At 67.0% G+C, this 13,011-nt stretch carries 13 protein-coding genes; 11 read left to right on the top strand and 2 right to left on the bottom strand.

The features are described from left to right. Window positions 1-17 precede the first annotated feature (17 nt). Both EDC22_RS03360 and EDC22_RS03355 read left to right on the top strand, forming a co-directional pair. A complete protein-coding gene (locus tag EDC22_RS03360; RefSeq protein ID WP_165926771.1) occupies window positions 18-776 on the top strand; it encodes a methyltransferase family protein in 759 nt (252 codons plus the stop codon). A 457-nt stretch (window positions 777-1,233) separates the two neighbouring features. Next, window positions 1,234-1,986: a tetratricopeptide repeat protein gene (locus tag EDC22_RS03355; RefSeq protein WP_245499610.1), complete on the top strand. Its 753-nt coding sequence runs from the start codon at window positions 1,234-1,236 to the stop codon at window positions 1,984-1,986. A 62-nt stretch (window positions 1,987-2,048) separates the two neighbouring features. Here EDC22_RS03355 and xth read toward each other — a convergent pair whose 3' ends face one another. Together xth and erpA are read right to left on the bottom strand one after the other, a co-directional pair. Continuing rightward, window positions 2,049-2,831 (bottom strand): exodeoxyribonuclease III, encoded by a 783-nt coding sequence (gene xth / locus EDC22_RS03350; protein WP_132805208.1) that lies wholly within the window; start codon window positions 2,829-2,831, stop codon window positions 2,049-2,051. A gap of 43 nt (window positions 2,832-2,874) precedes the next feature. After that, window positions 2,875-3,216: an iron-sulfur cluster insertion protein ErpA gene (erpA, locus tag EDC22_RS03345; protein ID WP_132805207.1), complete on the bottom strand. Its 342-nt coding sequence runs from the start codon at window positions 3,214-3,216 to the stop codon at window positions 2,875-2,877. 76 nt (window positions 3,217-3,292) lie between these two features. On the opposite strand from erpA, the gene EDC22_RS03340 reads away from it, so the two are divergent. The 9 genes from EDC22_RS03340 (at window position 3,293) to tatB (ending at window position 12,994) form a co-directional block, all read left to right on the top strand. After that, the gene (locus tag EDC22_RS03340) at window positions 3,293-4,534 is read left to right on the top strand and encodes a deoxyguanosinetriphosphate triphosphohydrolase (RefSeq protein WP_245499640.1); all 1,242 of its coding nucleotides are present in this window, start codon (window positions 3,293-3,295) and stop codon (window positions 4,532-4,534) included. Between the two features lie 54 nt (window positions 4,535-4,588). Next, window positions 4,589-6,349: an arginine--tRNA ligase gene (gene argS, locus EDC22_RS03335; protein WP_132805205.1), complete on the top strand. Its 1,761-nt coding sequence runs from the start codon at window positions 4,589-4,591 to the stop codon at window positions 6,347-6,349. Window positions 6,350-6,422: 73 nt separating this feature from the next. After that, window positions 6,423-8,195: an SPOR domain-containing protein gene (locus EDC22_RS03330; RefSeq protein WP_132805204.1), complete on the top strand. Its 1,773-nt coding sequence runs from the start codon at window positions 6,423-6,425 to the stop codon at window positions 8,193-8,195. A gap of 56 nt (window positions 8,196-8,251) precedes the next feature. After that, window positions 8,252-9,268 carry a beta-N-acetylhexosaminidase gene (gene nagZ / locus EDC22_RS03325; protein WP_132805203.1) on the top strand — a complete coding sequence of 339 codons (1,017 nt, stop codon included), beginning with the start codon at window positions 8,252-8,254 and terminating at the stop codon, window positions 9,266-9,268. A 3-nt stretch (window positions 9,269-9,271) separates the two neighbouring features. Further along, entirely contained in the window at window positions 9,272-10,054 is a 783-nt protein-coding gene (locus EDC22_RS03320) for a segregation and condensation protein A (RefSeq protein ID WP_132805202.1), read from the top strand. Further along, on the top strand, window positions 10,051-10,713 hold the full coding sequence (gene scpB, locus EDC22_RS03315; RefSeq protein ID WP_132805201.1) for an SMC-Scp complex subunit ScpB: 663 nt from the start codon (window positions 10,051-10,053) through the stop codon (window positions 10,711-10,713). The genes EDC22_RS03320 and scpB overlap by 4 nt, the downstream gene beginning before the upstream one ends. Window positions 10,714-10,715: 2 nt before the next feature. After that, the gene (locus EDC22_RS03310) at window positions 10,716-11,846 is read left to right on the top strand and encodes an ABC transporter ATP-binding protein (RefSeq protein WP_245499609.1); all 1,131 of its coding nucleotides are present in this window, start codon (window positions 10,716-10,718) and stop codon (window positions 11,844-11,846) included. Window positions 11,847-12,002: 156 nt separating this feature from the next. Beyond that, complete coding sequence (locus EDC22_RS03305) at window positions 12,003-12,245, top strand: twin-arginine translocase TatA/TatE family subunit (protein WP_132805200.1); 243 nt, start codon at window positions 12,003-12,005, stop codon at window positions 12,243-12,245. Window positions 12,246-12,334: 89 nt separating this feature from the next. Then, window positions 12,335-12,994, top strand: a complete 660-nt coding sequence (gene tatB, locus EDC22_RS03300) for a Sec-independent protein translocase protein TatB (protein ID WP_132805199.1) — start codon at window positions 12,335-12,337, stop codon at window positions 12,992-12,994. Window positions 12,995-13,011 lie beyond the last annotated feature (17 nt).

Raw genomic sequence — 13,011 nt, 5'->3', positions numbered from 1 at the left:
TGGCATGCGGGGCTCTCATGCTGGAGAACGAACTTGTTCGGCAGGGAAACTGGCTGTTTCGCCGACGCTCCTACCTGCCGCTCGTCATCCTGCCAGTGGCGATGGTCGCATTCGCGCAGTCGGACTGGGTGATCCACGCCTTCGGCGACGGGGTCGAGGACATCTGGGATTTTGGTTGCCTGCTGATTGCATTGTCCGGTCTGGCAGTCCGTGGCGCGATCGTCGGGTTCGTTCCACGCGGCAGCTCGGGCCGCACCACCAGGATGCAGCGGGCGGAGGCTCTCAACACGAGCGGGATGTATTCGCAGATGCGGCATCCGCTCTATTTCGCCAACTTCCTGATCTTTCTCGGTTTCCTGCTGGTCTTCAAGAGCCTGCTGTTCGGCCTCGGCGGCGCGCTGGCGTTCTTCCTGTACTACGAGCGCATAATGCTGGCGGAAGAGAGATTTATGGAGGAACGGTTTGGCGACGCGTACCGCCATTGGGCGCAGCGCACGCCCGCGATCCTGCCCCGGTTCAGCGGTTGGGTCTGGCCCGAGCTGCCATTTTCGCTGAGGACCGTACTGAGGCGGGAGTATCCGGGGCTCTATCTGATCACGGTGTTCTTCCTGGTCGTCGAGGCGCTCGAGGCCGTGGTCGTAGAGGAGTTGCCCCTCGACGTCTGGATCAGCGAGGAACCGGTCTGGGTGATGTTGTTTTTCCTGGGAACACTGACCTATCTTGCGATCAGGCTCATCCGTCAGCATACGACATGGCTGGCCGTCGCCGGTCGTTGACGTCCGATATGGGACCAGATTCCATAATACAGATATCGGCTTGCCGAGGATTCCTCGGTCAGCGCATGACGTGAGGATGTGTTGGAGCGACTGTTGCGGAGCTGCCACATAACGTGGGAAATCTGCAACGATCGGTGTTCGGGCGCAGCCGCGCCCAGTTCATGCCACAAAGCTACCTCATCTTGTTAACTGTCTGTTAAATAGACGGTTTCCGGGATGCTCTGAAGGCCGCCTCGACTTCGCCGCAGTGTCGTGAGACGCTCGAACCGACAGTGGCGTATTGCCCGCCTCCGGGCGTCGTGGCAGTCAGCGGACGCGGTATCCGGTCTCGTATGGGGCCTTCGGTCAGCGGCACTTGCGGGCAGCCGCGACCGGATCGGGCGGCGCAGGGTGAAAGTGCTGGACTATGCGGTCTCTGGGCGTTCTTGCGGTGACGATGTTGGGCTCGGTCGTGCTCGTGGCGCCGTCGGCGCGAGCGCTCGATCCATCGCTGCCTCTGTCTGCCGACGCATCTCCCGTCGATGCTTTCCGGATGGGCGCGGAGGCTTACAGCGTCGGCGACCTGCAGTCGGCCCTCAACGCCTTTCAGTACGCCGCTTCCAAGGGACATGCCATTGCCCAGTGGAAGCTGGGCAAGATGTACGCCAGCGGCGACGGCGTGCCTGAGGATGACTACATGGCGTTCCAGATGTTCTCGCGGATCGCCGATCAACACGCCGACGACAATCCCTACACGCCCTCCGCGAGAGTCGTCGCCGACGCCTTCGTCAATCTGGCTACCTATTACAAGAATGGCATCGCGAAGGCCGGGATAAAGCCCGATGTTGGCCGTGCGGTCGATCTTTTCACCCATGCGGCAACATATTTCGGCGACGCATCCGCCCAGTACAACCTGGCCCGCATCTACCTCGACGGTGACGGCGTGCAGCCGGACCCCGGCCGTGCCGCGCGCTGGTTGAGCCTCGCCGCCCGCAAGAATCACGTTGCCGCTCAGGCGACGCTCGGGCAGATGCTGATCTACGGCGATGGTGTCCGGCCAATGCCCGAGAAGGGCTACATGTGGCTGTTGGTGGCGCGCGAGAACGCCGGCCCCGAGGACCGCGACTGGATACTCGCGCTCGATCATCGGGCGAGCCAGATTCTGACGCCGGAGCAGAAGACTGCCGCCGCCGGCCTGGCGGAGAAGTGGTTGACCAAGGGCACCGAATAGCCGCAGGTCGCCGGCAAGCCCCGACGCCGCGTCGCAGGACGCGGTACGCGGAAGTCGGCCGGCTAGAGTTCCAGATCGACCCAGACGGGAGCGTGGTCCGACGGCTTGTCCCAGCCGCGGGTGTGCTTGTCGACACCACACCGCACCATCCGGTCGGCTGCCTGCGGCGAGAGTAGCAGATGATCGATGCGGATCCCGTCGTTCTTCTGCCAGGCAGCCGCCTGGTAGTCCCAGAAGGTGTAGACATCGCTGTCCGGCATCGCCGCGCGGATGGCGTCGGTGAAGCCGGCGGCAAGGAGTTCGCGGAACTTCGACCGGCTCTCCGGCTGGAACAGGGCATCGCCGACCCAGTTCTCCGGATAGCGCGCATCCTCGGGCATCGGGATGACATTGTAGTCGCCGGCCAGCACCAGCGGCTCCTCGAGGCGAAGCCGGCTTCGCGCGCGGGCGATCAGTCGGTTCGTCCAGGCGAGCTTGTAGGAAAACTTGTCGGAGCCAACCGGGTTGCCGTTTGGCAGGTAGATCGAGGCGACTCGGGCGACGCCATGCTCGCCGGCTATCGTCGCCTCGATGTAGCGCGCCTGGACGTCGTCGGGATCGCCGGGCAGGCCACGGACCACGTCCTCGATCGGCCGCTTCGCTAGGATCGCGACGCCGTTGAATCCCTTCTGGCCATGCACGGCGACATTGTAACCGGTGCCGTCCAGCGCCTCGTGCGGGAAGGCCTCGTCGGCCGACTTCACCTCCTGCAGGCAGACGACATCGGGGTCCGCCTCGGCGAGCCAGCGCCGCAGCAGCTCGATCCGCGCGCGGATTCCATTGATGTTCCAGGTCGCGATCTTCATCGGCCCCCCAGCGCGTGACCGCCGGCGGCGCCGGCAGCAGCGGTCAGATCGAGAAAGACGTTCCGCAGCCGCAGGACGCGGTCGCGTGCGGATTGCGCACCTGGAAGGAGGCGCCAATCAGATCGTCGACAAAATCGATCTCGGAGCCCGCCATGTACATCATCGACACCGAGTCGACGAAGACAGTGGCGCCGTCCCTCTGGATGACGATATCGTCCTCGCCGGGAGACGAATCGAGCTCGAAGCCGTACTGGAATCCCGAACAGCCGCCGCCGGAGACGCTGACCCGTAGCGCCGTCTTGCCCGGTTCCTTCGCCAGGATGCGGACGATCTGGCGCGCGGCCCGTTCGCTGAGCGTGACCTGCTGTTCGTCGACCTCGATCATTGGCGGCTCCTCGATGTCCGGCGGATGCGGGATGGACATTCCGTCGCCGGAGCGACCTAAAGGTATGGTGGACGACGTGACTGTCAATCGCTCCGCCGTCGGAGCAGGGGTCTTTCGGGAATGGTTCGGATGCCGGCAGCCGCACGGCTCCGATCCCGCCCGCAGCCGCGGCCGGCTCCATCCCGAGCCGCCGAGCCCGACCCGCACCGAATTCCAGCGCGACCGGGACAGGATCGTTCATTCCACCGCCTTCCGGCGTCTGCAGTACAAGACGCAGGTCTTCGTTTTCCACGAGGGCGACTACTTTCGCACCCGCCTCACCCACACGCTCGAGGTGGCGCAGTTGTCGCGTGCGCTCGCGCGCAGCCTCGGCCTCGACGAGGATCTGGCCGAAGCGGTGGCGCTTGCCCACGACCTTGGGCATCCGCCGTTCGGGCATGCCGGCGAGCGCGCGCTCGACCGGGCGATGGCGAACTTCGGCGGCTTTGACCACAATGCTCAGAGCCTGCGTGTCGTCACGCTGCTCGAGCGTCGCTATGCCGCGTTCGACGGGCTCAATCTGAGCTGGGAGACGATCGAAGGCATCGTCAAGCACAATGGGCCGCTGGTCGATGCGGCGGGCGAGGGGATCGGGACCTATGCGGCCGGTGTGCCGGCTTCGATCCGCGAGCAGGATGCCCGTTACCAGTTGAGGCTCGCCTCCTGGGCGGGCCTGGAGGCGCAGGCCGCCGCACTCGCCGACGATATCGCCTACAACAGCCACGATATGGATGATGGTCTGCGCGCCGGTCTGTTCGCACTCGACGACGTGGCGGGCGAGGTGCCCTTCGTCGCAGCGATCGTCGCGGATCTGCGTGGGCGCTATCCGAGGCTGGAGACGTCGCGGCTCATCCACGAAACGACGCGGCGGGTGATCACCGGATTGATGGAGCGGGCGCTGGCAGAATCCGCCGCTCGGATCGCCGCCACTGCGCCTGCCGACGCCGACGCGGTCCGGGCGGCATCGAGCGCCATGATTGCCTTCGATGCGACCGCTGCTACCGCCGTCGCCGACCTGCGCCGGTTTCTGTTCACCCGGATGTACCGGCACGAGCGCGTCAACCGGATCATGGAAGATGCCGCCGACGCGGTGACGCGGTTGTTCGAGGCGTTCCTGACCTCCCCTAAACGGATGCCACCGGAATGGGCGCGGGCGGCCGCGCGCGGTGACGGCGAGGATCGCGCGCGGGTGGTGGCCGACTACATCGCCGGAATGACCGACCGCTTTGCGCTGAGCGAACATCGCCGGCTGTTTGACGCCGCGCCGGAATTGCGTTAGGCGGCGCGCGTCCCCGCAGGTCGGTGCCCGGGGACCAGCCGGGATCCTTCGAGCATGGATGTCTTCCGCGATTTCACGGCCCGCATCACCGGCGCCGTCGAGGCGATGTCGGCGGCGGGCGAACTGCCGCCGGGGCTGGATGCCGCACGCATCGCCGTCGAGCCACCGCGCGAGAGCAGTCACGGCGACCTCGCGACCAATGCGGCGATGGTGCTTGCCCGCGATGCCGGCATGAAGCCCCGCGACATCGCCGAGAGGCTGGCCTCCCGGCTGCGGGCCGAACCCGGCGTTGCATCCGTCGATGTGGCAGGGCCCGGCTTCGTCAACCTGACGCTGACGCCCGAATACTGGCACGAGGTACTCGATGCGTTGATCCGCGCCGGCGCCGGTTTTGGCCGCAGCCGGATCGGCGGCGGCGAGCGCGTCAATGTCGAGTACGTCTCGGCCAATCCGACCGGGCCGATGCATGTCGGCCATTGCCGCGGCGCGGTATTCGGTGACGCCCTGGCCAGTCTTCTGGAGTTCGCCGGATATGAGGTCACGCGCGAGTACTACGTCAATGACGCAGGCGCTCAGGTGGATGTGCTGGCGCGCTCTGCCTATCTGCGCTACCGCGAGGCGCTCGGCGAGGAGATTGGCGACATTCCCGAGGGGCTCTATCCGGGCGATTACCTGAAGCCGGTCGGCGCGGCGCTGGCTCAGCGTTACGGAGAGAGCCTGCTGGCCCGGCCGGAGAGCGAGTGGCTGCCGACGGTCCGTCAGTTCGCGATCGACGCTATGATGGCGTTGATCCGCGACGACCTCGCTGCACTCGACATCCATCACGATGTGTTCTTCTCCGAACGCTCGCTGATCGGCCCGGATGGCGGCCGCGTGGCGGCGACGATCGACGAGCTGCGGGCACGCGGTCTCGTTTACGAGGGCAGGCTGCCGCCGCCCAAGGGGCAGCTCCCGGACGACTGGGAGGATCGCGAGCAGACGCTGTTCCGCGCCACCGCGTTCGGCGACGACGTCGATCGTCCGCTGATGAAGTCCGACGGCAGTTATACCTACTTCGCCTCCGACATCGCCTATCACCGCGACAAGTTCGAGCGCGGCTTCCGCACGATGATCGACGTGTGGGGCGCCGACCATGGCGGCTACGTGAAGCGGATGAAGGCAGCGGTGAAGGCGGTGAGCGGCGGGGAGGCCGAGCTCGATATCAAGCTATGCCAGCTCGTGCGGCTGCTGCGTGGTGGCGAGCCGGTAAAGATGTCGAAACGGGCCGGCGAATTCGTGACGCTGCGCGACGTCGTCGACGAGGTCGGACGCGACGTGGTGCGCTTCATCATGCTGATGCGCAAGAACGACGCGACGCTCGACTTCGACTTCGACAAGGTGACCGAACAGTCGAAGGACAATCCGGTCTTCTACGTCCAGTACGCGCATGCGCGCGCCCATTCGGTGTTCCGCCAGGCGGCGGAAGCCTTTCCCGACATCTCCTACCCGATGCCGGCCCCCGGCGCGGCGGCCCTGGCAATCCTCGCCGATCCCGCCGAGATGTCGCTGCTCAAGCTGCTTGCGGCGTTTCCGCGCACGATCGAAACGGCGGCAGCCGCGCATGAACCGCACCGCCTCGCCTTCTATCTTCACGAGGTCGCGAGCGATTTCCACGGACTATGGAATCGCGGCAAGGACTTGCCACAATTACGCTTTATTAACCTCGGAGACCGAGTTTCGACGATAGCTCGGTTAACATTGGTTCAGGCTGTTGCGTCGGTATTGTCGGCCGGACTGAGAGTGCTCGGAGTGGAGCCCCTCGAAGAAATGCGTTGAATCGCGTTTCCGGTCAGACGACTATTGAATTCCGCCGCCTGCGCGACAGACATACAGCGGGATAGGGCGAGGAATGTCGGATACGCGATACCACGGGCGCAACGCGCAGTGGGATACGACCGCGGAGGCAGGGACACCTGGCCGCCGAACGGATGCCGTACAGTCCGATGATCCGCTGGCCGAGCTGGCGCGGCTGATCGACGAGGATCCGTTTGCCGACTTCAACCGCCAGCGCAGGGAGCCCGAGGTGTCGGGCGATCCTAGTCACTATGGCGCGCCCTCCGCACACGGGTATGACAGCCTGGCGTCCCAGCCTACCCATCACACCCGTCAGGGCTATACGCCTCATGCCGACGAGCCGGCAGGTCCGTTCGACGGCCATGACCATGACGCGACGGATATCGGCAGGCTGTATGCCGAACTTGCGGCTGCGAGCGAACGGGTCGAGCCGCGCTTAGAGGCCCCGCGCTACACGTCGTTTCCCGGCCCCCGTTCGACCCCGGTGCCGGAACCGGAGGCTTATGGCGACGAGCCGTTCGAACCGCATCAAGGGGATGCCGGCGGTCTCTATGGCGACCACGGCTATGCCGACGAGGGACATCTCGCCGACAGCTGGGTAGAGGACCCCCGCTATGCGAACATGCCCGGAGATCCGGCCTATGATCCGCTGTACGCCGAGACCGATCCGGCATTTGACCAGACGGGACATTTCGCCCCTTACGAGGGCGAACCGGTCCAGGAGCCGAAATCGAATCGCCGCCGCGCCATGATGATTGCCGGCGGCATGGTCGGCCTGGTTGTGGTCGGCGGCGCCGCTGTCGTCGGCTACGGATTCCTGTCCGGCGGCGACACCGATGCTCCGCCGCCGGTAATCCGTGCCGAACGCGCGCCGGTGAAGATCCAGCCGCCGAGCAGCGGCGAGAGCGATGCGGCAGCGGCACAGTCGCCCGGCAAGCTGGTCTATGATCGCGTTGGCGCGGATAGCGGCAGCGAGGAACGGCTTGTCTCGCGCGAAGAAGCAGTGGCCGATGTCGGCGACCGTCAGGTTCGCAGGATCGACACGAACCAGGACGACGGCCTGCGCGGCGCCACGGGCGAGGCGACGTCGGACGATCTGCCGCGCCGGGTCCGCACGGTGGTGGTGAGGCCTGACGGCACGATCGTCGGCGAGGTTGCTCCGCCACAGCCGGCCGTGCCCCTGCAGCCCGCACCGCTGCCGGGCAGCGATACCCCTGCCAGTCCCGCCGAAACCGCCCAGGAAGCGCCGACCGAGGACGCAGCGGCCGCGACCAGCAGCGTCGAGGTTCCGCTGCCGGTACCAAGGCCGGCCGAACTGCCGAGGTCTGCGGAGGCGCCGCGGCAGCCCGCGGCCGTTGCATCCGCCCCGGTCGCAACGGCGCCGGTCGCCGCCCCGCGGCCGGCGGGAAGTGGCTTCGTGCCGCCAAGCGCGCCGCAGGCGGGACAGCCGATCCCGCTGCAGCCGAGCGCCGTCGCCGCGTTGCCCGCCGCGTCGTCGCCGCCGCCTGCGGGCGCGCCAGCGCCTGCCGCGTCCGCGCCCTCTGCCGCGCCAGCCCCCACCACCGGCAGCTTCCCGCCCGGATCCTACGTCGTTCAGGTGGCTGCCAGCCGGAACGAACAGGACGCACGCAGCACGGCGGCCTCGATCAGCCAGCGCTACGCGGCGGCACTCGGCAGCTATACGCCGGTGGTCGAACGGGCCGATCTCGGCGATCGAGGCATCTACTACCGCGTCGGACTTGGTCCCATGTCGTCGCAGAGCGACGCCGGCGCACTGTGTGCCCGGCTCAAGTCCTCGGGACTCGACTGCTTCGTTCGCAGGAACTGATCCGGGCGCCACTCTGGTCGGTTGACCGGGGAACGCCGGGGCGGTAAGCCGCAAAGGTGGCGCCGAAAGCCTTCATATGCGGATGCTCCGGCCTCGAGCTCACCGAGCCCGAGCGGGCGTTTCTGCGCGCCGAGCAGCCCTGGGGACTGATCCTGTTCGCGCGCAACTGCGGCGAGCCCGATCAAATCCGCCGCCTCGTCGCGTCATTCCGTTCGATCGTCGGCAGGGCCGATGCGCCGGTGCTCATCGACCAGGAAGGCGGCCGCATCCAGCGTCTGAAACCGCCACGCTGGACAGCTTATCCGGCAGCCGCAGCGATCTCCGAACTGGCCGCGGCCGATCCTCAGGCCGGGCGCCGGATGGCATGGCTGTGCGGACGTCTGATCGGCGAGGATCTGTTCGAGCTCGGCATCACCGTCGACTGCGCACCGGTCCTGGATCTGCGGGTCGCCGGCGCACACGACATCGTCGGCGACCGGTCCTATGGCGCGAGCGCCGACGACATCGTGCCGCTCGCCGAATCGGTGGTCGACGGATTGTCGGCGGCTGGCGTCGCGCCGGTCGTCAAGCATATTCCAGGGCACGGGCGGGCACTGGCCGACAGCCATCTGGAGCTGCCGGTCGTCGATGCGTCTGCCGATACGCTGGCCGCCGATTTCGAGCCGTTCCGTCGGATGAACCAGCTGCCGATGGCGATGACGGCGCATGTTGTCTACAGCGCCTTCGATCCGCAGGAACCGGCAACTTTGTCGCGCCGGGTGATCGAGGAGGTGATTCGCGGGGCGATCGGATTCGACGGGCTGGTGATGACGGACGATCTGTCGATGCGGGCGCTGAGCGGCGGTGTCGGCGAGAACGCAGCGCGCGCTTTGGCGGCTGGCTGCGACATCGCGCTGCACTGCAACGGCGATCTCGGCGAGATGGCGGAGGTGGCCGCTGCCTGTCCGCCGCTGGCTGGCAAGGCGGCCGAGCGCGCCGCGGCGGCGACGGCCTGGGCGGCGCGCAAGGCGGCAGACCTCGCTGCCGCGCGGCGGGAACTGTCGGCGTTGAGTGCACGGCCCGAGGAGGTCTGAGCGATGGTCGCGACCGAGGACTGGATCGAGGCCTCGACACCGCGCCCCGACCGCGACGATGCGTTCCTCGTGGATGTCGAGGGCTTCGAGGGGCCGCTCGATCTGCTGCTGGCACTGGCGCGCACGCAGAAGGTGGACCTGTCACGGATCTCGATCCTGGCGCTGGCGGAGCAGTATATGGAATTCGTCAATGCTGCGCGGCGGCTGCGCCTCGAGCTTGCGGCCGACTATCTGGTGATGGCCGCCTGGCTTGCCTATCTGAAGTCGCGCCTACTGCTGCCGCGCCAGCCGGATGATGAGCCGAGCGGCGAGGAGATGGCGGCTTCGCTGGCGTTCCGGCTGAAGCGGCTGGAAGCCATGCGCGAGGCGGTGGCAAAGCTCGTCAACCGCAACAGGCTCGGTCGCGACGTGTTTCCTCGCGGCATGCCGGAGGGCGTCGGCATCGACCGGCGCAGCATCTATGTCGCAAGCCTCTACGACCTCCTTAAGGCCTATGGCGATCAGCGCAGCCAGCATGCCGTCCGGCGCGTTGTGCTCGAGCCGCGCAGCGTTCTGTCTCTTAAGGAGGCACGCGAGATGCTGGAACGTCTCGTCGGCACGATCGGTGCCTGGATGCCGCTGGACCAGCTCATCGGCGAAGTCATCGAGGATCCGCAGATGCGACGCAGCGCGATTGCCAGCACGTTTTCGGCAAGCCTCGAACTGTGCCGCGAAGGCGTGCTGGAGCTGCGGCAGGACGAAACGTACGGACCTCTCTACCTGCGCGGGCGAGGACGTCTGCAATGAGCGGCGCGCCGTCAAACGTCGCCGATTTCACCCCGGCCGACCGACGCGAGCATCTGCGCATGCTGGAGGCCCTGTTGTTCGCGGCGACCGAGCCGCTCGACATTGCGACGCTGGCCGGTCGACTGCCGCAGGGTGCTGATGTCGAGGGCCTGCTTGGCGAATTGCAGGCGGCGTATGCCAATCGCGGTGTCAATCTGGTGAAGGTCGGTGGCCGCTGGCGGTTCCGCACCGCGGAGGACCTTTCCTTCCTGCTCAGGCGCGACGCGGTGGAACAACGCCCCCTGTCGCGCGCGGCACTCGAGACGCTTGCGATCATCGCTTATCATCAACCGGTGACCCGGGCCGAGATCGAGGAAATCCGCGGCGTCAGCGCGTCCAAGGGGGTTCTGGACGTGCTGATGGAGACTGGCTGGGTCAGGATGCGCGGGCGCCGGCGGACGCCGGGTCGGCCCGTTACCTATGGCACGACGCCGGAGTTTCTCGATCACTTCGGGCTCGAGAGCCTGCGCGACCTGCCGGGTCTGGACGAACTCAAGGGCGCCGGGCTGCTCGACAGCCGCCTGCCGCCCGATTTCAGCGTGCCGACACCGAGCGAACTGCCAGCGGCGGACGAGGATCCGCTCGACGGCAGCGAGCTCGATGGCGAGGACGGGGACTGACCGTGGACACATCGACCAGGGCCATATCTTCCGTCAGCGAACTCCGCTCGACACGCCCGCAATGGGGCCGGCGAGGAACGACGGGCGCCGCAATCGCGGTCCGGCTCGCCTACGAGAATGTCTCGCACGCCTATGACGAGGTGCTTGCCGTGGACCGCGTCGATCTGCAGATCGAGCCGGCCGAGATCGTCTGCCTGCTCGGGCCATCCGGTTGCGGCAAAACGACGCTCCTGAAGCTCGCCGCGGGTCTCGAGATACCGGCCTCCGGCCGCGTGCTGATCGACGGGCTCGAAGTCTCCGGTCCGGCACGTTTCGTGCCGCCCGAGAAGCGGGGAGTGGGGCTGATGTTCCAGGACTTCGCCCTTTTCCCGCATCTGAGCATCCTCGCCAACGTCAAGTTCGGCCTGGCAGGGCTGCCTCGCGACGTTGCGGAAGCAGAGGCCCGCAAGGCGCTGCAGCGGGTCGGACTCGAACGCTATGCCGATCTGTATCCGCATGCCCTGTCGGGTGGCGAGCAGCAGCGCGTCGCGCTCGCCCGCGCCGTCGCGCCCCGACCTTCCGTGCTACTGATGGATGAGCCGTTTTCCGGCCTCGACAGCCGTCTGCGCGACGATGTGCGCGAGGAGACGCTGGCGGTGCTGCGCGAGACGCGCGCGACCTGCATCATCGTCACCCATGATCCGGAAGAGGCGATGCGCATGGCCGACCGGATCGTGTTGATGCGGTCGGGCAGGGTGGTGCAGGCGGGCAGCGCCGCCGATCTCTACCACAGTCCGACCGACCTGGCCGTAGCGCGCTTCTTCAGCGAACTCAACGAGGTTCCCGGCATCGTCGCGGGCGGCGTCGTGTCGACGCCATTGGGAACCTTTGGACGACAGGGCGTGGTCGACGGCGAAGCGGTAACGGTCTGCGTGCGCCCGCACGGGGTCCAGGTCGCGCCGGCCGGGAGCGGACAGGTGCCAGGCCGGCTGATCTCGCGCCGGTTCCTCGGAGAGGTCGAACTGCTGGAGATAGCGGTCGATGGGCTGGACATGCCGATCAAGGCACGTGCGCGCCAGACGGTGACGGCCGCCGTCGGGAGCGAGGTCGGCATCTTGATCGACGAAGCGGCCGTTCTCATGTTTCCGGTCTAGGAACCGGAGGCGGCAGGCGGCGGAAGTGGTAACCGAACGGGCCAGACGCGTGTTGCCGGCTGGCCGGGCCCCGTATAATGTCTCGCGGAACCCTGATATCCGGGGATCAGCCCCGATCGGACGTTCCCGGATCGCGAACACTTGAGGAGAGCGCGTATGGCTCCCAGTTGGTTTCAGATTCTCATCGTCGTCGTGCTGCTCGTTCTGCTGTTCGGCCGGGGCAAGATCTCCGAGCTGATGGGAGACGTCGCCAAGGGCATCAAGAGCTTCAAGAAGGGCATGAGCGAGGATGAGTCGGCAGCGGCCGAGCCGACCAAGACGATCGAGCACCAGGCCGCCGAGACGGTCGAGGCGAAGGCCAAGAGCTCGGCTGCCGAGCCCGCGAAGAAGGTCGGCTGAGATCGGCCCTGCCCCCTCCGGGGGGCTGCGCCGTCGGTCGGACTTTCCGAGATCCGGCCGGCGCGAGGCTCGCCTGTGGGAGACGTTCCATGTTCGATATCGGGTGGAGCGAACTTCTGATCATCGCCATCGTGGCGGTGGTCGTCGTCGGTCCGCGCGAACTTCCCGGAATGCTGCGCACATTCGGCAAGTATGTGGGTCAGATGCGCCGGATGGCCGGCGACTTCCAGCGCCAGCTCAACGATGCGCTGAAGGAGGCTGAACTCGACGAGGTGCGCAAGGGCATCGAGAGCGTGCGCTCGGTGAACCCGCTCAATCAGATGAAGGACAGCCTCAACCCGCTGAAGTCGGCCGGGGAGGATCTGCGCAAGGCGATCGAGGATCCGGCTGCGCCGAAGACGGCTGGCGCGGCCACTGCGCCGGCTGCGTCGGCCGCAGGGTCCGCGCAGGCGTCACCGCCGACCGGGGCGTCGCCGCATCCGCAGCCGGCTCCTGCCGCGATGGCGAAGGCCGGTTCCGTGAAGGTCGCCCCGTCCGACGCGGCCGGTGTCGCCGGTTCGCCTGCGCCGAAGGGCGCTCAGGCAAAGCCTGCTGCGAAGGCTTCGTCGAAACCGGCTGCCATGAAGACGGCAGCCAAGCCGAAGGAAGCTCCGTCGGCCAAGAATGCCGCGACGCCGGCCAAAGCGAAGCCTGCGTCGAAGCCGCGTGCCAAGTCCGCCAAGCCCGCCGATACCGGTACAGCAGCATGAAGGCCGGCCGGTCCTAA

Origin of the sequence: Tepidamorphus gemmatus, from assembly GCF_004346195.1 — a bacterium.
In the GTDB taxonomy this organism is placed as follows: domain Bacteria; phylum Pseudomonadota; class Alphaproteobacteria; order Rhizobiales; family Tepidamorphaceae; genus Tepidamorphus; species Tepidamorphus gemmatus.
This window is presented reverse-complemented; position numbering and strand designations above follow the sequence as displayed.